This window comes from Candidatus Omnitrophota bacterium, from assembly GCA_030650275.1.
In the GTDB taxonomy this organism is placed as follows: Bacteria; Omnitrophota; Gorgyraeia; order Zapsychrales; family Fredricksoniimonadaceae; genus JACPXN01.
In genome coordinates, this window is record JAUSEK010000014.1 from 21384 (window position 1) to 41934 (window position 20551).

Here is a 20551-nt window from a genome sequence, read left to right on the forward strand (position 1 = left end):
AGATTCTCGGGGAATTTATGTAAACATCGCGGGGACGATGCGGATAGAAACAATTTAACAAAAGACAGAATAATTGTCAAAAAATAATTAATACAGGTTACGCGGCCTGGGCTTTTTCGAGGACTTCGCGTTCCGCGGCCATGAGGGCGTCGGTCAATTCGTCCAGATTCCCTTCCAGCACGGATTCCAATTGATGCGTGGTGAACCCGATGCGGTGGTCGGTGATGCGCCGGTCGGGGAAATTATAGGTGCGGATCTTTTCACTGCGGTCGCCGGAACCGACCTGCGACTTGCGCAGAGCGGCTTCTTTGGCGAACGCGTCCTGTTTCTTCTTGTCCAGAATGCGCGCGCGCAAAATGCGCATGGCCTTGGCCCTGTTCTTTAACTGCGAACGCTCATCCTGGCACACGACCACCGTATTGGTGGGCAAATGCGTGATGCGCACGGCCGAATCCGTGGTATTGACGCTTTGCCCGCCCGGACCGGAAGAACGGTACACGTCGATCTTAAGGTCCTTGGCGTCAACGACCAGGTCGATCTCTTCGGGCTCAAAGAGAATGGCCACGGTGACTGCCGAGGTATGGATACGGCCCGAGGCCTCGGTGGTGGGCACGCGCTGGACGCGATGCGTTCCGCTTTCCCACTTCAGGCGCTTGGAACAACCCTTGCCGCTTAAAGAAAAAATGACTTCCTTGACCCCGCCGGCCTCCGTCTCATCAAACTCGATCAATTCCAGACGCCACCCTTTGAGGTCCGCGTATTTGCTGTACATGCGGTAAAGGTCCGCGGCAAATAAACTGGCCTCCAGGCCTCCGGTGCCGGCGCGGATCTCAATGATGATGTCCTTGTCCTGTTCATTCTTGCGGGGGTCTAAAGCGTCGGAAAGTTTCTTTTCCCAAACAGCCAAACGCGAGCCCAGGTCAACCAGTTCAGACCTGGCCATTTGCTCAAATTCAGCGTCGTGTTTGCTTTTGAGGAGGTCCTGCAGTTCGCGGATCTGGTCCGCGGTCTTTTGATAGGAACGGTACGGCTCAACGAGGGATGTTAGACCGGAAAATTCTTTGGCGAGTTTTCCATACCGGCCCTGGTCGGCGGCAATGTCCGCGTCAGCCAGCAGTTTTTCCAGCTCAACAAAACGCTCTTCGCTTTTTTTGAGCCGGGCCAACTCATTTGTTTTTAGCATAACGCTTGTTGAAACGCTCAATGCGGCCGGCCGTATCCACGAACTTCTTGGCCCCCGTAAAGAACGGATGGCACTGGGAGCAGATCTCCACGCGGATGCTTTTTTTGGTCGCGCGCGTATGGATGACACTGCCGCAGGCGCAGGTGATGATGGCCTGGTCATACGCGGGATGGATATTGGCTTTCATATCAGGGTTTCCTTTCAATAAGGGCGGTATATTACCTTATTTATTCATGTTTTGCAAGAACTCCGCGTTGGTCTTGAATTTGGAGATCTTGTCGATCAAAAGCTCCATGGCCTCCGCGGAATTCAGGTCATTGAAGGCCTTGCGCAAAAGCCAGACGCGCTGAAGGTCGCTTTCCGAGACCAGCAATTCTTCGTGGCGGGTGTTGGAACGCTTGATGTCAATGGCCGGGTAAATGCGCCGCTGGAACAGATTGCGATCCAGCTGTAATTCCATGTTGCCGGTGCCTTTGAACTCTTCAAAGATGACTTCATCCATGCGGCTTCCGGTGTCCACCAGGGACGTGGCGATGATGGTCAGGGAACCGCCTTCCTCAATATTGCGCGCGGCGCCGAAAAACCGCTTGGGCTTGTGCAAAGCGTTGGAGTCCACACCGCCGGAGAGGATCTTTCCGCTGTGCGGGACCACGGTGTTATAGGCACGGGCCAGACGCGTGATGCTATCCAGCAGGATGACCACGTCGCGTTTGTGCTCAACCAGACGTTTGGCCTTTTCAATGACGATCTCCGCGATCTGCACGTGGCGTTCCGCGGGCTCGTCAAAGGTGGAGGCAATGACCTCGCCCTTGACACTGCGCTGCATGTCCGTGACCTCTTCCGGACGCTCGTCGATCAAAAGAACGATGAGCACCACTTCCGGATGGTTGGTGACGATGGAATTGGCGATCTTCTGCATGAGCACCGTTTTACCGCTATACGGAGGGGCCACGATCAAAGCGCGCTGGCCCTTGCCGATGGGCGTCAAAAGGTCCATGATGCGGGTGGAGACCTCCTTCTGGTCGATCTCCAGTTTCAGGTGCGTCTTGGGATACAAAGGCGTCAGGTTATCAAAGAAGATCTTGTCCTTGCTCTTTTCGGGATTCTCAAAATTGACCGCCTCAACCTTCAAAAGGGCGAAATACTTTTCCCCTTCCTTGGGCGGACGGATCTGGCCGGAAACCGTGTCCCCGGTCTTTAGGTCAAAACGGCGGATCTGCGAAGGCGATACGTAAATATCATCCGGACAGGGCAGATAGTTGTATTCGGCGCTTCTCAAGAAACCAAATCCCTCGGTGAGGATCTCCAGGGTCCCCTCCCCGAACATGAGGCCTTCTTTTTCCGCCTGGGCCTGAAGGATCTTGAACATCAGGTCCTGCTTTTTAAGGCCGCCGGCGCCCTGAATGTCCATGTCGTGGGCGATCTTGGTCAACTCGACCATTTTCATCTCTTTGAGTTCTTCTATATGCACGGTCTTCCCCGCGGGGTTGGCCGGTTTATAGTCGCCGTTCTCGTTTTTAAGGTCTTCTTTGTCCGGTTTTGTTTCCGTCTTGGTCATTCCGTTCTCCTGTTTTGTTTTTTCCTTTGAAGCAATCTATCAACAACGGCATCCACTTGCTGGCGGGTTTCACCAATGGTGCCGCGATTATCTATGACGATGTCCGCTCGCCGGACCTTTTCGCTCAAGGGCATTTGCAGGCGCAGGCGCCGTGTGATATCAGCCCCGGACAATCTGCACCGTTCGAATTGCTGGCAACGGGACGCCTTCACCACAACAGTGATATCAACGATTTTTTCCCATCCGGATTCAAATAAGAGCGGGACATCAAGAACGATCAGAGGTTTGTTTCTATATAGGGAGATCTGCCTTTGAACTTCCTTCAACGCTGGCGGAAAAACGATATCGGTGAGTTTTTTTAATGTGTGAGAATTTTGAAAAACAATGCTGGCAAGTGCCTGGCGGTTTAATATTAACTTCAGTATAGCATCTGGAAAAATTTTTGCCACTCTTTTAATGCATTTTCCTTTGGGGCCCAAAAGGCCGCGGGTGATGGCATCCGCGTCAATGATCCCGGCGCCATGGCGCTTGAACATGGCCGCGACCGTGGTTTTGCCCGTGCCTAAACCGCCTGTGACGCCTACGATAAGCATTTCTGGTACACCCTTAAGTATTCGCGCGCCGATCTCTCCCAGGAAAAACGGTGGCGGAAGGCCTGATCGGTCAAAAAATCCATCTGCTTTTGATCGCGGTAGGTTTTGACCGCCTCTGCCAGCGCCTTGACGAACGACGGCTTGTCGTATTTGGTAAAAACGAACCCGTTGCCGCTTTGATGGATGGGGTCGTAGAGTTTGATGGTGTCGGCCAAACCGCCGGTGTGGTGCACAACGGGGATGGAGCCATAACGCAGGGCGATCATCTGGCCCAGGCCGCAGGGCTCGAACGCCGATGGCATCAGGAAAAAATCACAGCCCGCGTAGATCTTATGGGCAACATTCTCATCAAATTTGAGAAAGATCCCCATATTTTTGGAATGACGGCCCGCGCATTCTTCCAGCATCCGGTGGTATTTTCGCTCCCCGACACCGGTCAACACGATCTGCCCGCCCAAACGCACGATATCGTCCACAACCCCCGCAATGAGGTCCACGCCTTTTTGATGGCAGAGCCGCCCCACAAAACCGAACAGCGGCGCGCGACTGTCTGGGGAAGACAAATTCATCATGGCGCGGACCACCATCTTGTTAAGAAATTTTTCCTGCGGGTCCTGGGAGGAATAAGGAAAATCCAAAAACGGGTCGTCCTTGGGGTTCCAGGCCTCATAGTCCAGGCCGTTGAGGATACCGGTGACATCGCGGCCACGGTTGCGCAAGACCCCGTCAAGGCTGCAGCCCAATTCCTCACCCTGGATCTCCCTGGCGTATTGAGGGCTGACGGTGGTGACCGCGTCGCTGAAAATGATGCCGCCTTTCAGGACATTGATCTGGTCATAAAATTCCAGGCCCTGCATGTGGAACAAATGCCCCTCCACCCCCAGTTTGGCGTATTGCTGTTTGGGAAAAACGCCCTGATACGCCAGATTGTGGATGGTCAGAACCGACCGGGTGTTCTTGAAGAAAGGGTCGCTTTGGAATTTGGTCTTCAGCAAAACCGGGATGAGCGCCGTATGCCAGTCATGGCAATGGATGATGTCCGGTTTGAATTTGATACGCTTGAGGATGGCCAAGGCCTCGTGGCAGAAAAAGGCGAACCGCTCAAGATTGTCATTGTAGTCGCCGCCATAGTCGCCGTAGAGGCCGTCCCGTTGGAAATAACGGTTGTGTTCAACAAAATAAACGCGGATATTTTTACCGATGCGCACCACGGGCGAAGGGATGCCTTTGGACGTTTTATACCGGGGCGTGATGATAACGATCTCATGGCCCAATCCTTCCAAAGCCAACGGCAAGGCCCCGCACACGTCGGCAAGCCCGCCGGTCTTGGCGAATGGGACCACTTCTGATGCGCAAAAAACGATTTTCATGATAGCGTTGTCATCTCCAGCCAGTTTGGTCCGGTTTTGACGGTGGCTTTGACGGGGACAGAAAGTTTGATGACCCCTTCCATCTCGGTACGCACCAGCGAAGCCATAGGGCCGATCTCTTTTTGCGGCACGTCAAAGACAAGTTCGTCGTGCACGGTCAGGATCATGGTTGAGGACATTTTCTTTTCGGTCATCAGCCGGTCAATGTTGACCATGGCCAGTTTGATGAGATCGGCGGCCGTGCCCTGCACCGGCGTATTGATGGCCTGGCGCTCGGCGAACTGGCGCAAACCCATATTGGCATTATGAATTTCCGGCAAATAACGACGGCGGCAAAGCAAGGTGGTGACATATCCCTGTTCCCTGGCCTTGACGATCTCATCATCCATGAATACGCGCACCTTGGGGTAGCGCAAAAAATACCGGTCAATGAAATCCTGGGCTTCCTTGATGGAAACGCCCAAGTCCTTGGCCAAACCGAAAGAACTCATGCCATAAATGATCCCGAAATTGATCCGCTTGGCCGTGGTGCGCATGTTGTCGTCCACCTTTGACTCCGGCGTATCAAAGATCAGGCTGGCCGTGTAACGGTGAATGTCCGCGCCCTCGGCAAATGCCTTCTTTAAATTCACGTCGCCGCACAAATGAGCCAGGACGCGCAGTTCGATCTGCGAATAATCCGCGGACAAAAGCACGTGGCCTTTGGCATAAGGCACAAAGGCCTTGCGGATCCGCCTGCCTAAGTCCGTGCGGATGGGGATGTTCTGCAGATTGGGATTATTGGAACTCAAACGCCCGGTCTCGGCGCCGGTCTGGTTAAAAGACGCGTGCAGACGCCCGTCCGCCGGGTCAACAAGCTGCGGCAAGGCATCAATATAGGTGGACTTTAATTTGGCCACCTGACGGTATTCCAGGATCAGGGCCGGCAAAGGATGCTTGGCGGCCAAACGGGTCAGGACCTCCTCGTCGGTGGAAAAACCGGTTTTCGTTTTCTTGATGACGGGGAGTTTGAGGCGCTCAAACAGGACTTCGCTCAATTGTTTGGGTGAATTGAGGTTAAACGTCGTGCCCGCGATCTCAAACAGCGAATCCTCCGCCTCTTTGATCTTGACGGCGCACTCTTTTGAAAGTTCCTCCAGCACCGCCTTGTCCAGCCGCACGCCGTTTTTCTCCATGCGGGCCAAAACATCGGCCAAAGGCATTTCAATATCGTAAAAAAGGACCTCCACCTCTTGTTCTTTGAGCATGGCTTTCTGCAGGGTATATAATTCGCGCAGTCCCTCTTCGCTGGACCTCAAAGAAGGCATATTGTATTTGCCCTGGCCGCCGGATAATAAATAATCCGCCAAATGCACGTCAAACACATCCCCCTTGAAGGCCTCATCCGTGAGCCGGCCGCTTTTGCGCAGGGCTTTGAGGTCATAAACGATGTGGATGTCTTTTTTTCCCTCATGTCCATGCACGTAGTCCTTGAGATCTTCGGCAACGGGATCCTCGGCCCCTTCGCCGGAAATTTCCTTGGCGAATTTACGGAATTCCAATTCGGTGTAGATGTCAAACAACGCTTTGCTGTCCGGATCTTTGCGTTTGAGATCTTCCAGAGAAACATGCACGGGCAGGTCAGTGTGCAGGGTCGCCAATTCCTGGCTTAAAAAAGCGTGTTCGCGACCTGCTTCCAATTTTTCCCGCAATTTGACCGGAGTGACCTTGTCGAGACGGGTGTAAATGTTCTTCAAAGACCCATATGTACTTAACAATTTACGGGCCGAAACCTCGCCGATGCCATGGACACCGGGAATATTATCGGAAACGTCGCCGGCCAGGGCGATAAAGTCCACGATCTGACCAGGGGTGACGCCGAATTTGCTTTCCACATCTTGCGCGCTGATCATCTGCTGTTGGCGGGCGCTGTAGAGTTTGATGTGGTCCCCGACCAATTGGCCCATGTCTTTGTCGTCGGTGACGATGACAACGTCCTTGTCTTTTCCGGAAAAACGCGCGGCAAGAGTGGCCATCATATCGTCCGCTTCATACCCTTCCATTTCAAACATAGGGATGTTATAGGCCGCGACCACACGGCGGATGATGTCCATCTGGCTGATCAGTTCGTCGGGCATGGACGGCCGTTGGACCTTATAGTCGGCAAACTTGGTTTGGCGATGCGTTTTCTTGCCCGTATCAAAACAAACCGCCAGATGGTCCGGTTTCAGATCGTTGAGAAGTTTGCGCAGGATATTGCAAAAGCCGAACACCGCGTTGGTGGGCTGGCCTTTGGAGTTGGACAGGTTTTTGACCGCGTAAAAAGCCCTGTAACAGAGGCCGTGGCCATCCACCAGAAATATGCGCGCATTGGACATGGAAAGATTTGTCAGCCGGAGGCTGATCCGCCTACGGCGGAGAAGTATTCGCTGAACAACTGTTCCTGGGTTTGGGCCACTTCTTTGCCCTCTAAAAGGTCACGGAGCAGTTTTTCTTTGGCAAAAGCAGCGTTAAAAAGAACAAAACCAACAATGTGTCCGTCCTGGATGAAAATTTTCTTATAAACATTATCCGGGCCGTCAAATTGCATGTATTCCCGCCCGCCTTGGGGGGCCCGGCGCACCACACCGGCGCAGGTGCCGTTGATGACCTTAAGGCCGAAATCACGGACACCTGTCGACGGTTGATCAACAGCGGCCATGTCCACGCCATCAGGCATGCCGTCGCTAAAAACCCTTGTATCAGCTTTGAGGTCATCAAAAATGACGGCTTGCGCCGCGATCACCTTGCCGGATTTCAAACGCACCGCTTTGACCTCACCATCGCCTAAAATTTCTTCCACGGCATTTCCCGCCATGACCTTCAAGCCCTTACCCTCAAGGATCTGCTTTAAAAGCATAGTGGTCTCTTCGTCAAAAACATCCGGCAGGATCCCACCGCCCACGGCGGGGCTGACAACACTGACTTCCTTGCCCAACATCTTCAAGGCGCAGGCCGTGTTCAATCCCAAAAAATTGCTGACGCACACAACAGCATTGTCAATGAACGGGATGTGCTTAGCCAAGGCCTCCATGGACTTGTAATGCGCGCAGTCAAAAATACCCTCTTTGCCGCGGCCCTTAATGTCCGGTCCATGCACAGCGCCCAGATCAGTGACCAAAAGACGGTCATAAGGAAATTGCCGTTTGCTTTCCGCGCCCACGTATTTGCGTTTGGTGCTCACGCGGGACAATTGTTCATTGAGGACGATATCCACCCCATGCTCTTTAAAAAACGATGCGTGTTTGGGATGAAGGCCCTGCTCTTTGACCTCTTTGGCCAAATGAGCGGCGAGCAGCGTACGATCATACGGTAAAATACCTTCGGGACACAACAGCGTGATGGGCGATCCTTGATCTTCGGCGCGGATTGTCTCGATCGCGCTGATGGCGGGAATTCCGTTACCGATAATGACAATATTGGACATCCTCACTTCACCTGCGCGTTGAACATCCAAAAAACATTTTTCATAAGCATCACTGACGTCACCGGCCCCACCCCACCGCGCGCGGGCGTGATGTAACCGGCTTTTTCTTTGGCGGACTCAAAGTCCACATCCCCAACAATTTTTCCATCAATCCGGTTGGTCCCGACATCAATGACAATGGCCCCGGGCTTGATCCAATCGCCTTTGACAAACAATGGTTTGCCGATGGCAGCCACCACGATATCCGCTCTTTGAACATGCTCCGGCAAATTCTTTGTCTTGGAATGACAAATGGTGACCGTCGCGTTTTCTTTTAAAAGTAACATCGCTATTGGTTTACCTATGATCTCACTACGACCAAGAACAACAGCCTCCTTGCCTTTGAGATCGATCGCCGTGGATTTGATATGCGCCATCACCGCAGCTGGCGTGCAGGGAATTAAAAACGCTGTCCCTGAAAAAATACGACCTTGATTATAGGAATTCAAACCTTCCGCGTCCTTATCAGGATAGATAACCTCAATCAACGTGTTTAAATCCAAATGGGCAGGCAGCGGTTTATTGACAATGATCGCGTGCGTCAAGGGGTCTGCGTTAAAGGCGCGGATATCGGCAAGAACTTCAGATTCTGTGACTGACGCGGAAAATACCTTACGTTCATAGGCAATGCCCAGCTCCCTGGCAGTGCGCTCCTGAGAAAGCGCGTAGGATGCGCCTGCCGGGTCTTCCCCGACGCTGATACTCACAAAACGCGGAACTTTTCCCGTGCCGGACTTAAGGGCCGCGATGTCCTTGATCAATTGTTCCTTGATCCGGACCGCGAGTATCTTTCCATCAAGGATTTTAGCGCTCATGCGTTGACCCTCACCATGGCGGACGCGGCATTGAACCCCGCCATCAACAATTCCACCGCCACCTCAACATCGCTCAAAAGATACGGGTTGCCTTTGGCTGTCAGAAAAGGGGTCAGTCGGATGGCTTTGTAACATAACTGACGCACCTCTTTGGGAACAGCCGCGGCTTTAAGAGCGGCGCGCTGTTTGGCTTTGGCGCTCCCCACGCGGGCGGCCACGACCGCCAGATAGGCCTTGGCATCTTCGCTGGCCAAAACCAAAAGCCGACGGCGCAGGGCCTCGCTTTGTGCCAAAACCTTTGTCATCTGTCGGTCTAAGATCCTGGGTTTGCCTTTCCTGCCGATGGAATAACGCGTGACCATGGAAATGAGCGCGGTACCCAAAGCCGCGGACAAAGCAGCCGCGGAACCGCCGCCGGGGACGGGCTCGCGGCCGGCCAGGTCATCCAAGTATCGGGCAATGGTTTTTCGGCTAAAATTCGGCATTAATGTCCTGACAAAAAACGCTCAGCGTCCAGGGCGGCCATGCATCCTGTGCCAGCAGAGGTGACGGCCTGACGGTACACCTTGTCCTGCACGTCGCCGCAGGCAAAGACGCCCTCCACGCTCGTGCGTGTCGTGCCGGGCTGTGTTTGAATGTAGCCGGCTTCGTCCACAACCACCTGGCCCTGTAAAAAAGACGTATTGGGCGCGTGGCCGATGGCGTAAAAAAGACCGCCGATGGATAACACCGACTCGGCGCCCGTGGTTGAATTTTTGACCTTAAGGCCCGTGACCACCTTGTCCCCTAAAATTTCAACAGGAAGGGTATTAAAAAGGACCTTGATCTTGGGGTTATTTTTGACGCGTTCCTGCATCACCTTGGCGGCGCGCAAAACATCGCGGCGCACGATCATCAGGACCTGGGAAGCGAACTTGGTCAAATAGGTGCTTTCTTCGACAGCCGAATCCCCGCCCCCGATGACAGCCAGGACCTTGTTACGAAAAACCGGCAAAGCCCCGTCGCAAACCGCGCAGGCGGAGATCCCCTTTTGCCACAGCCGTTGTTCCCCGGGCAAATTCATGCGCTTGGCCGCGGCGCCGGTGGAAATGATGAGCGCCCTGGTCTCATGAACGGCAGCGCCCACAAAGACCTTGAAAGGCCGTTGGGAAAGGTCCACGCGGTCCACGGTTTCGGTCAGGATGCGTGTGCCGCAATGCAAACTTTGCTCGCGCATCAGATCCATAAGCTTGGGGCCCGCAATGGCCTTGAAACCGGGATAATTTTCAACGTCGGTGGTGATGGTCAACTGCCCCCCGGCCGCAACGCCTCCGGCGAGCAGACCTTCAAACATCAAGGGCTTGAGAGCGGCCCTTGCCGCGTAGATCGCGGCTGTGTGTCCCGCGGGGCCCGAACCAACGATAATGAGGTCTTCCATCAGATGAGATAATGGTCCAATATTTTGGAGCGGGGTTTCTGTTCGGCCTTGGCCACCAGATCGCGCAGGATCTGGTCATAACGGGGCTTGGCCGTGTTTTGGTAGAACAAACCGAAATAGCGGCGTTCGGCGGCAGCGAATTTGAACGCCGCAACCAGGTCCGACGGGTCATGTTCAACGACTTCGGTCTTGGGCGCGATGCGCTTGTCCGGGGCGATGCCCTTGTCATGCTTTAAAAAAGAAAACCACGTTGATGTCTTGTGGTCAAAATTGGCCGGGTCAAAATGCGGACAGCGCTGGGAAATGTGCACGAACGCAAAGCCCGGATGGTCGAACGCCGCCTTCATCGTGGCGGTCAAATGGTCCGGGATCCAGTCCGCGGTGCTCGCGACGAATGATGCCCCCAAGCCCAAAGCCACGGTCAAAGGATCGATCGGCTGTAAGTAACTTCCCTGCGGCTGGGTGTTGGTGACATGGTCTTTGCGCGTCGTCGGGGACGTCTGGTTCTTGGTCAGGGCGTAAAGTTCATTGTCGTAGAGCAGAAACACGCATTTGAAGTTCTTGTTGATCCCATGTATGAGATGATTGCCGCCGATGCTCAAAGCATCCCCGTCACCGGCATGCACGAACAGATTCAGGTCCGGACGGGTCAGGGCCAGCCCCAGAGCCACGGTGATGGGACGGCCGTGGATCGCGTGCACGCCATAGGTATTAAAATAATTCGGGGCGCGGCCGGAACAGCCGATGCCAGACACATTGACCGTGTGAGCCGGCTGCAGCTGGCGCTCAACGATAAAACGCTTCAACCCCATGATGATGCCGAAATCCCCGCAGCCAACGCACCAGCGCGGATTTTCGGTATTCAGGTCTTTAAGGACAACTGACATAAAAGCGTCTCCTTGACTCTATTAACAATGATCTTCGGGCGTATGGGACGGCCGGTGGCCTCGGCGATCATCGGTTGAACGTCAAAAAGTGTTTCACAACGCAGCAGCATCGCCAGCGGCGAGGGCTTGAGCGCGTCGCCGTAAGCGACCTCCACGGTCACGATCTTCTTATATTTTGCAAAAATATCTTTGAGAATAAGCGGCAACGGATAAACGATGCGCATGTGCATGCCGGCCACCTTGATCCCCTCCTTTTTGCACAGGGACATGGCCTCCTCGATGGCGCCGCGGGCGGAACCCCAGCCCACCACCAGAAGATCGCCGGAATCGGGCCCGAACATCTCCGGTTTGACCAAAGCCCGGCGCACGTGATGGACCTTTTCATTGCGGATGCGATGCGAACGCTGATTGGTGCCGGAAAAATAATCCACATGGCCCTTGGCGTCCGTATTCAGACCCGTGACCCTGCGCATGCCGCCCTCGGTGCCGGGCACGGACTGTGAGAGGTGCACCATCTCAATCTCTTTAGGCAAACGGTTGATGTGAAAACGGTCCAAAATAAAATCGGGGATATCTTCGACATTGTCCATCTCAACGACCTTGGGCTTGGTGATGACCTTATAACTGTTGGCCGTCTGAAAATCGCTCATGATAAAAACCGGCAAGCGTAACTTTTCAGCCAGATACCGGGCCATGTGCGGAGCGTAAAAACAATCAATGACATTGGCAACGCTGATGACGATCTTTGTGTAATCGCCGTGACTGCCGAAGATCACCGCCGGCAGGTCCGATTGTTCGGTTTTGGTCGGCATGCCCGTTGAGGGGCCGGAACGCTGGGCATCGATCACAATAATGGGGATCTCCGCCACCTGGGCATAACCGATGAATTCCTGCTTGAGCGACAGGCCCGGACCGGACGTGCACGTGACCGCCGGAACACCGCCGTAATACGAACCGATGGCCGTGCCGATGGCCGCGATCTCATCTTCGGCCTGATGCACCATGCCGCCGTAAGACGGGAACATTTTGGCCAGCGTATGCATGATGGAGGAAGCGGGCGTGATAGGGTAACCGGAAAAAAATTTGATCCCCGCGTCAATGATACCCATGCTCAAGGCGGTATTGCCGTCAATGAGGATCTTCTCCTCCTGCCGCGGGATGCTCTCGACCTGATAAGTGAAAAAAACCTTTTCCTTGGCCAGTTGATAACCGTTATGGAAAAGGGTGATATTTTTGGCGTAGATCTCTTCGTTGAGTTTCTTACCGAATGTCTTTTGGATCTCCCGTTTGACGATCTCCTCGTCCATGTTGTAGACATAACTCAACATCCCTAAATAATACAGGTTCTGGCCCTTGCCGCCCAATTCCTTGACAATGGTCTGGGAGGGCTCATCCACATCAAAAGGAATGACGCTCAAGCCCTCTCTGGTGCAGCGTTTGAGCACCATCTCATAAGAGTCGGGGTTGGCCTCGCGGTCGCCCATGTCCAAAAGGATGCGGCAATTGGAATTGTATTCCTTATCGTCGAGACGCGTATCAAGGACCATCTCATGGGAAGCCAGAATGAAATCGGTGTCATTGCCGATATTGGTGATGTCAAAATCCGCCAGGCGGATGATGACGCCGGAGAGCGCCGGGCGGGTCCTGGCCGGAGGGCTGATCTCGGCCGGGATCATGGGCTCAACGTAGACGTATTTGCCCATGCCCACAAAGGCCTGCAAAAGGATGTCCCCGGCTTTCTGCGCGCCGAAACCGGCATCCATTAAAAGCTCAAAGCGTGTGACCGAACGTTTCTCCACCGACATATCAACCTCTTATTATTATCCTTATATATAACATTACCAACGGGTTTGACAAGGAGAAAAGCAAAAACCTAGGCCTTTAATGCGGGTCTTAGATCCTTTAATCCCTTGATAACGACTTTGGCGTCATCCCCGCCAAAATCATCATTTTTGATTTTATCATTTTTGATCAAATCGTCAATAGCCAGGTCCGATTTGATCTCAAAACCGGCATCCTTGATCATGCGCAAAGTACGGCCATTGGATGCCCCTTTGGAATTCAAATACCCCTGCAAGAATAAAGAATTGGCCGGATATAAGGCCATGACTTCCATGCTGCGCAAATGCCCTTCCCGTCCGGCGGCGACGCGGATTTCCGCTTTGGGATTCAAAAACCTGAACAGGCACAAAACGCGCAAGACGAATTGCGGGGTCAAATTTTTGGGTTCGGACAACAAATTGCCCTCGATGGGGACCAAAAGATTGACCGGAATGGACGCGGCCTTAAGCGTCCGCAGGCGTTTGGCCACTTCAATGATGTCCTTATGCTCCTCGCCCATGCCCACGATCATGCCGGAACACAATTCTATGCCTGCCTGGCGCGCGGCCAAAAGGGTGTTGATCCGGTCGGCAAAGGTGTGCGTCGTGCAAATGTTTGGATAATGCGATTCAGAAGTGTTGAGATTATGATTGAGCCGGTCTAAACCCGCCTGTTTTAAGGAAACCGCGGCCTCGGGCGTCACAAAACCGGTGGACACACAAATTTCTTTATTTGGAAATTCCGATTTGATGCTGGTGATAAGCTTTGTCAGGCGCTGGACCCTTGACGGCGAAGCCCCGCGTCCGGCGAAAACCATGCAATAACGGTAGGCGCCTTTGGAATAGGCCTGACGGGCTTCTTCCAGCATTTCCTCGTCGGATTTAAGGCCGTATTCCTCGATGTCCGCCTTGGATGTTTTGGCTTGGGCGCAATAGTGACAATCCTCGGGGCAATGGCCGTTCTGGGCATTGTTGATGATATGGACGACCACCTCTTTGCCGCGAAAGGTCTTGCGCACCTCATACGCGGCATCTAAAAGAGGCAAAATTTCAAGGGCTTCGTCCCCCAAAATGCGGCCGCATAAGGCGTCGCTCAATTCTTCGCCAGCCATGCTTTGCCGGGCTAGATCAATATAAAAAGACCTGTTCATAAGCTGATTTCTCTTAAGAGCATCTATCCCGAGAGCGAAGAGGCAATTTCTTTTCGCCACTGATTGAAAAATGACAGCAATTCTTCTGCTTTTAAAGGATCAAAAACCAACGATAAATCATAATCTTTCTGCTGATATAATTTCAAACGTTCAAACGCTACCCCCAGCCAATACAGATCAAACCCAGGGTCTTTTTGTTTGGCATAATCGACCATCTGGGCCTTGGAGAATTTCCCCATTTTGATCAAATAATAAACGTCAATAAAATCCCTCAACGCCGCGCGGCCGAAGAGGGCCAGCAATTTATTAGCGGCAATGTCTGTTAGGCTATGCACATGAAGACCCGGATAATCGGAAAATTGACACCACGGTTGAAGATAAAAAGGAGCATCCAGTGCCAGGTGAATGACGACCTCATCGCCGGGCAAGGAAACTTTTAATTCCGCAAAAGACTTAAATTCCCGGTGTATGGCAACCCCGTATCCATCTGACTTCAAGTCCTTCTCCAACAAACGGCCAAAAGGCATGATAAAATTTTCTTTGTCCGTAAAAAAATCCAGATCTTCGCTTCTACGGTGCTTTAAATAAAATAATGACAGCGCAGTGCCGCCCGTAAAACAAAAAGGTCCGGCATCTTTAAGGCCACCGATTTTCTTTAAAATATTATTTTGAAACGGTGTGATGATCTGCAAAGAAATCCTCCCAAAACATTCTCACTTCAGCGGGAATATACCGCTTGAGATCGTCAAATACCTGGCGTATGCCGTCAACGCCGATGTCTTTGAGGAGCCCGCGAATGTCCGCCTCATGGCCGCGCGAAAGTACCTGTTGCACATAGATCTGCCGCGTTGACGGGCAATCAAGGTCGAACTGCGCGTCCCGTTTCAAGAACCAAAATAAACTTTGTTTTAATTTTTTAAGCACCATAAAGGAATTATATCACAGCGGATGATCGGTTTGCGCGGTTTTCTTTAATTCGTCAAGTTTTACCGGGCCAGATCAATATAAAAAGACCTGTTCATATAAGTCTACTTAGCCAATTCTTTTAAAGTTTCACCATGACGCTGATTAACCCTAACAGCCGCTTGTCGATAAAACTCAGTTAGTTCCTTACGAGACATATTCTTGGTTTTACGCTGCAATTTGTCACGGATGTCCCGCGCCATTTTAACAGCATCAAATCTTTTCTTCATAATTAGTCACCTCATGCATTCTTGAAACTTGCATATTTAAATTATATCATCAAATATGCTGCTCTTGATAATTTAATTCACGATCCCCAGGAATTCGGGCAGGTTGTTGAGGGGCTGGATGTTGATGATGACCGGCACAAAGCCCGAGGCGTTTTGCAATTGCTGAAGGATGGCGGGGTCGATGTGAAACTTAATTTGCCCTCCGGAATTACTAGTTTGCAAATATAAATTGGCGGGGGTTAGGTCGATACCGCCTGTATTACTAACCGTGGCCTTATCATCGCCTAATTGAGCATTGTCAATGTCAGAGTCTTTTAAAAATTTCTTGAATTCTTCCACCATCCCATTAATCTTTGTTTCTAAATCATTAGGGGTTCCGCTATTATCCAAATCAAAAACCCTAATATCCTTTCGTTCCCTATATGATTGAACAAGTGATGTTCTAACATCCTCACGCTCTACAAGTCTCTCATCAAACCTCTCACCTAAATCTTTTTCTTTGCCCTCTCCCGGCCGATACCCTCTATCGATAAATCTTTTTCTTGCTGTTTCATTTTCAATATTAACGTTAATTACCCCTTTTATATAAAATCCTTCTTCCTCTAAAACTTTTTCCAGCCCTTTATGTCTTTCAAGAGATATTGGACTTAGATCTAAAATAAATCCCTTCGCGTAAAGTGATGGATTTGCTTTTAAAACCTCAAGCAACCTTTTAGATCCTTGACGCTGATCCTTCTCAAGGCCTGACAATAGTTCTCCTAAAGAAATATGAGGAATTCCTAATTTATTAAACAACGTAAGACCTACCATACCCTTACCAGAAGCAGGTATACCCATCAACAAGACTACCGGAGCCCCTACCGCCATCGCCCGGTCTGTTTCGGGCTTCGGCGCAGACGCCAGGCCGGCGTCCGGGGCCATGGCCTGGTCTCCCTGTCCATGTTTTTCGGCTAATTGGGCGTTGTCCCTTTTCTCTGTATGACCTCGGGAAAGATCAAAATCTGGCCGCAATTTATATAATTTAGAAATATCGATCCAAAAATTACCAAAATATACCTCATTATGATATTTATTAAAATAAGGTCTAAAAGTCTTCATATAAAATTTGATTGCGTCCTCAGTAAAAGCTGTCCATGTCATCTGTTGTACGCCTTCTTTATGAAGTCCGGCGATGATATGTTTCATGAGCCAGGTGCCCATCCTTAAGTTTGGTTTATTTTGATATTGTCTATCAACGGCAATGGCCACAAGCATCGCTTTTCTAGGTTTCTTTGGAATTCTCTCCGCCTCTGCAAAACCTAGTATCTGACCACTGCTGTCTATCGCAAACATAAACCTGTGTCCCTTACTATTAAGTTGATGCTGGAATTGCTGACGGTCTGTATCAACAAGTTCTTGATCTTTCTCATCATAAGGAGCTATGAGCCTGTTCAGTTCAACCAAACGACCCAAAATTTCCTCTTTTTTCTTAGGCTCAGCTGCGGCAAAAAACTCTCGCCCGTCAATAATCTTGGCCCCAGCCGCGATCACTTGATCTGTTTCGTGGTCCGGTGCAGGATTCTGATTGGTATCCGCCCCCATCGCCCGGTCTTGACGCGGGGTGGTGGCCATGGCAAAATCATTTTCACCTCTAAGCCGCTCGGCCTCGCCGTAGTAAATAGAATCATATACTTGGCTGTATCCAAAGGCTTCGTCCCTTACCACCAGCGCATATTCATGCGGTGGAATGTTCCATATGTCATGCGACGCAGGACTATCCCATCCACCTAGCTTTCTGTCTGAAACAACGCGTGCCTTATTGTTCTTGGCAGAAGTAAGGGTAACACTCCTGACCAATATTTTTTGTTCCAACTCTTCTTGACGAGTTTCGGTACGCGCAGGAACATCCCACATATCGTAGGCGCCCTTGATAAATAACGTTTGAAAAGACAGGCGGGAAATAAATTTTTTATACGCGTCAAATGATTCCCGTCTTTCTTTTAAAAACCGGACCAAGGCACGGGCATCTTGGGCAGGCAATATTTTTGACAATCCTTGAGGGACTTGATCGCCCAGGGTCAACATTTTTTCCAAGATCACACTGTTTTGATCTATCAATTTCTCTTGTTGAAGGGCCGTCTTTAAATCCTTCCAGTTGTCGACTGAAAATCCTTCAATATAGGGGGCCAATACCTGTCCCGAGTACACATCCCTTTGAATATACCAAAAGCGTTTTAATACCGGCTTTCCTGTCTTCTCATCGGCAACTTCAAACTCCACCACGGCATTTGTTTTCGCCCCATCCGTGATACTGCTAACGTGTTGTTCATTAAGAAAATTGATGTTCCCTTCTTGGTCGAGGTCAAAATAGGAAATTTGCCTGATCTTCCCATGCAAAAATGCCATGATCCGTGCGATGGCCAAGGGACCCATGCCGCTGATGCCCGTCTGATCTTTAAGTTGATCCCAGTCCGAAGGAGAATCATAACGCAGAGAAGTCAATTCTGCCCTGACAATGTTTATCGGTTGTGCGAATAATTCTTTGATGTCCTCCCACGTTCCAAAACCTTCCCTTCCCATTGAAACAATGTCCGTCGATCCTCCGACCATGGTCAACGGTGTGGCAGGATCAAAACCTCCGAAAGGACAATAGACAACATCTCCCTTTAATTCCATCTGTTGACCCCATTCACGAAGCTTCGAAGCATATTTGTCATATACGAATGAACTTCTCAATTTTTCAAGCTGTGCCAATATTTTCTTATCTGTGCGGCCACGTTCAATGGCCTGGCTGACCGCGGGTATGTTCAATACGTTAAAACCGCCGATAGGCAAGGTCGTCAGGTCGATGTTACCCTGCGCTTGCGCTATCATCGCGTGGTCTGTTTCGGGATCCGGCGCAGGCGCGTGGCCGGCGTCCGCCGCCATCGCCTCATCCGCCATATGTAAATTAACAAGCGTCCTAACGCTTCCTGCTTGAGAATTCTCAAAAAGAACATCTCCCCCGAAAAGACTGCGGGCGTTCAATCTAGCATCCCATAAACCCAATCCAGCCCCACTGACCATTTCATCTTCATCAAATGAATCATCAATGGACCTATATTTCGTACTTAGTCCACGAATAAACAACAATCCCTGTATTCCAAATTTACTAACAAATCCATCAATTATTTCATTGATCTTTTCTTTTGATCTCCAATCAATTCTCTCAAAATCAATCCTACCATAGGTTGAATGGTCTTCTAAAGACACTTTTAGCGGCCCAGGACGACTGACAGCCAGTTCACCTGTCTTTGTATCTCTATACAAACTCCAGCGTTCCCCTGCATTGAACAATCTTTGTCGTAATTCTGTGAAATCAATCCGCCCCTTATTCTCAATAGAAATATTTATATTCTTTCCAGACAATGAAATTTGAACCTTAATTGGATTTGAATGCGAGGGCGATGCGTCATAAGCATTGATCAACAGCTCCCTAAAAACACTTTTCAGTTTTCTAGATTCGTAACGTCCCCGAGATCCTTCTCCGTTTTTCTCATATAATGGAGTATCTTTTATGGTCCCAACCCTTACAACCTGATTGACCTCGTCACCCACGTCAACCAGACCTACAATACCCGGAGCACGCTTCGAATCAAGATCACGGATCACTTCCCGTAACAAACTTCCGACATCCATTGGAAATTTGTTAACGAACTTTTTAACTCCCTTTGCCGTCATCGCCCGGTCTTGGCTTAATTGGGCGTTGTCCCCTTTTGCGCCTGGTAACGGCCGCCATATGGTTATTTTACTCGAGCTATAGAGATAGAGCTCTTTGAAGGATGTCTTAGCTGATCTAACAAAATACCTTTCCTTAACAGCCTCCATTTCATTTGTAGTGCTATGTGCATTTGTTTCTACTAAATACCCTCTCGCTGAAGTTCGTCTATGCATCGCTTCCCAGAATCTTTCATTATCGGCTAACGTACCGCTATATCCTGGATAATTGACATAAATTACGTCGAATATTCTCTTGTAATCAAAAATATTACGAATTAAGAATTTGATCTCTATAACTCTGCCGTTCATCCAAGGTGCACTCTTAATATTCTTCTCGAAGGCTATCTGAAGCCGCAGTTCCTTACTTGGAGCTGAAACAATCTTCACGGAAGTTTTGCTTTGATCAATAATGGCCTCTTTACGATATTGAAATTGAGCTAATTTTCTTTTCATTTGGCGTTGTAACAATGGCAGGTCTTTGGATCCATAATAACGATATGCTGAAGAAGCGTTTGGACCGTCATCTTCCCATGGTTTAAAATAAGTTGCTAAATTCATTTCATCCGGATCTAAAAAATCGACATACACCAATTTCGTAAGCTTCGGAAACAATTTCGCCAACGGAACAATGCTTTTTAAATCCAGTTCACTGGCAGGATAATAGACCGGCCCTTCAAAATTAGCGAAAAACTTTCCATCCATAATATTTTTCGGATGGGCCGCCATCGCCCGGTCTGTTACGGGATTCGGCACGAGTTCCAGGCCGGCGTTCGCGGACATGGCCAAATCTGCGGACACATTCATTAAATCCTCTGTGTTTAATTGTTTTGCATCAATCGTTGTTACTGTTTGCAAAACCAGTTGGGCAAAATCTGTGGCATTAATACCGCCCGAAAAATACTTCCTTGGAATGATTTGTTGCGTTATGGGGTCCTGCTCTTCTTTGATGTAGTTGTAGACGCCTTTTTTGAAGGCCTTGAGGTATTGCTGGTAGATGGCTTCAACGTCGTTAGAAGGGTTTCCCTGGGGTGCTTTCGCATTCAATGCTTGAGAGGTTGGCAATGTGCTTGGGGACACGTTGCGGTCTCCCGCTAACGCGGGAGCTTGCGCAACATGTCCCCTGGTAGGCATAGGGTTAATGACGCTGTCATGATATTCCGTTCCTTTGATCTTATTCTTATCCGCATAGACCTGAGAGAGGATGCTGTCCTTGATCTTCTTCTTGTACCAAGTGGCAAGGATAAGGGAGTTGTAGACCTGACGGAGTTGGGCGAAGTTCTTGTTCTCGTTGACTTCCTTGGTCAGGGCTGGGATTACTATTTCACGGACGATTTGACTGCCT

18 protein-coding genes are annotated in these 20551 nt (G+C 50.6%); 1 reads left to right on the forward strand and 17 read right to left on the reverse strand.

The genetic code is table 11. The features are described from left to right. Positions 1 to 97 precede the first annotated feature (97 nt). The 17 genes from prfA to Q7K71_04045 all read right to left on the reverse strand — a co-directional run bounded on the left by prfA (position 98) and on the right by Q7K71_04045 (position 20286). Positions 98 to 1183 (reverse strand): peptide chain release factor 1, encoded by a 1086-nt coding sequence (gene prfA, locus Q7K71_03965; GenBank protein ID MDO8675256.1) that lies wholly within the window; start codon positions 1181 to 1183, stop codon positions 98 to 100. Further along, positions 1167 to 1370, reverse strand: a complete 204-nt coding sequence (gene rpmE / locus Q7K71_03970) for a 50S ribosomal protein L31 (protein ID MDO8675257.1) — start codon at positions 1368 to 1370, stop codon at positions 1167 to 1169. Before rpmE ends, prfA begins: the two co-directional genes overlap by 17 nt. A 36-nt stretch (positions 1371 to 1406) precedes the next feature. Then, a complete protein-coding gene (rho, locus tag Q7K71_03975; protein MDO8675258.1) occupies positions 1407 to 2654 on the reverse strand; it encodes a transcription termination factor Rho in 1248 nt (415 codons plus the stop codon). Positions 2655 to 2737: 83 nt separating this feature from the next. Then, a complete protein-coding gene (coaE, locus tag Q7K71_03980) occupies positions 2738 to 3334 on the reverse strand; it encodes a dephospho-CoA kinase (GenBank protein MDO8675259.1) in 597 nt (198 codons plus the stop codon). Continuing rightward, positions 3322 to 4704, reverse strand: a complete 1383-nt coding sequence (locus Q7K71_03985) for a glycogen/starch synthase (protein ID MDO8675260.1) — start codon at positions 4702 to 4704, stop codon at positions 3322 to 3324. The genes coaE and Q7K71_03985 overlap by 13 nt, the downstream gene beginning before the upstream one ends. Next, positions 4701 to 7061: a DNA polymerase I gene (gene polA, locus Q7K71_03990; GenBank protein ID MDO8675261.1), complete on the reverse strand. Its 2361-nt coding sequence runs from the start codon at positions 7059 to 7061 to the stop codon at positions 4701 to 4703. The genes Q7K71_03985 and polA overlap by 4 nt, the downstream gene beginning before the upstream one ends. Before the next feature lie 11 nt (positions 7062 to 7072). After that, on the reverse strand, positions 7073 to 8149 hold the full coding sequence (locus Q7K71_03995) for an FAD-dependent oxidoreductase (GenBank protein ID MDO8675262.1): 1077 nt from the start codon (positions 8147 to 8149) through the stop codon (positions 7073 to 7075). Positions 8150 to 8151: 2 nt separating this feature from the next. After that, the gene (locus Q7K71_04000; protein ID MDO8675263.1) at positions 8152 to 9003 is read right to left on the reverse strand and encodes a bifunctional 5,10-methylenetetrahydrofolate dehydrogenase/5,10-methenyltetrahydrofolate cyclohydrolase; all 852 of its coding nucleotides are present in this window, start codon (positions 9001 to 9003) and stop codon (positions 8152 to 8154) included. Further along, the gene (locus Q7K71_04005) at positions 9000 to 9488 is read right to left on the reverse strand and encodes a cyclodeaminase/cyclohydrolase family protein (GenBank protein MDO8675264.1); all 489 of its coding nucleotides are present in this window, start codon (positions 9486 to 9488) and stop codon (positions 9000 to 9002) included. The genes Q7K71_04000 and Q7K71_04005 overlap by 4 nt, the downstream gene beginning before the upstream one ends. Beyond that, complete coding sequence (gene trxB / locus Q7K71_04010; GenBank protein MDO8675265.1) at positions 9488 to 10423, reverse strand: thioredoxin-disulfide reductase; 936 nt, start codon at positions 10421 to 10423, stop codon at positions 9488 to 9490. Before trxB ends, Q7K71_04005 begins: the two co-directional genes overlap by 1 nt. Next, positions 10420 to 11307, reverse strand: a complete 888-nt coding sequence (locus Q7K71_04015) for a thiamine pyrophosphate-dependent enzyme (protein MDO8675266.1) — start codon at positions 11305 to 11307, stop codon at positions 10420 to 10422. Before Q7K71_04015 ends, trxB begins: the two co-directional genes overlap by 4 nt. Next, positions 11283 to 13112 carry a 2-oxoacid:acceptor oxidoreductase family protein gene (locus Q7K71_04020; protein ID MDO8675267.1) on the reverse strand — a complete coding sequence of 610 codons (1830 nt, stop codon included), beginning with the start codon at positions 13110 to 13112 and terminating at the stop codon, positions 11283 to 11285. The genes Q7K71_04015 and Q7K71_04020 overlap by 25 nt, the downstream gene beginning before the upstream one ends. 68 nt (positions 13113 to 13180) lie before the next feature. After that, positions 13181 to 14278: a biotin synthase BioB gene (gene bioB, locus Q7K71_04025; protein ID MDO8675268.1), complete on the reverse strand. Its 1098-nt coding sequence runs from the start codon at positions 14276 to 14278 to the stop codon at positions 13181 to 13183. 23 nt (positions 14279 to 14301) lie between these two features. Continuing rightward, on the reverse strand, positions 14302 to 14970 hold the full coding sequence (locus Q7K71_04030; GenBank protein MDO8675269.1) for a nucleotidyl transferase AbiEii/AbiGii toxin family protein: 669 nt from the start codon (positions 14968 to 14970) through the stop codon (positions 14302 to 14304). Further along, a complete protein-coding gene (locus Q7K71_04035; protein ID MDO8675270.1) occupies positions 14942 to 15205 on the reverse strand; it encodes a hypothetical protein in 264 nt (87 codons plus the stop codon). The genes Q7K71_04030 and Q7K71_04035 overlap by 29 nt, the downstream gene beginning before the upstream one ends. 101 nt (positions 15206 to 15306) lie before the next feature. Beyond that, on the reverse strand, positions 15307 to 15471 hold the full coding sequence (locus Q7K71_04040) for a hypothetical protein (protein ID MDO8675271.1): 165 nt from the start codon (positions 15469 to 15471) through the stop codon (positions 15307 to 15309). A gap of 72 nt (positions 15472 to 15543) precedes the next feature. Further along, on the reverse strand, positions 15544 to 20286 hold the full coding sequence (locus Q7K71_04045) for a nucleoside monophosphate kinase (protein ID MDO8675272.1): 4743 nt from the start codon (positions 20284 to 20286) through the stop codon (positions 15544 to 15546). A gap of 72 nt (positions 20287 to 20358) precedes the next feature. Here Q7K71_04045 and Q7K71_04050 point away from each other — a divergent pair. Beyond that, the coding region (locus tag Q7K71_04050; protein MDO8675273.1) for a hypothetical protein at positions 20359 to 20551 on the forward strand (193 nt) is incomplete at its 3' end.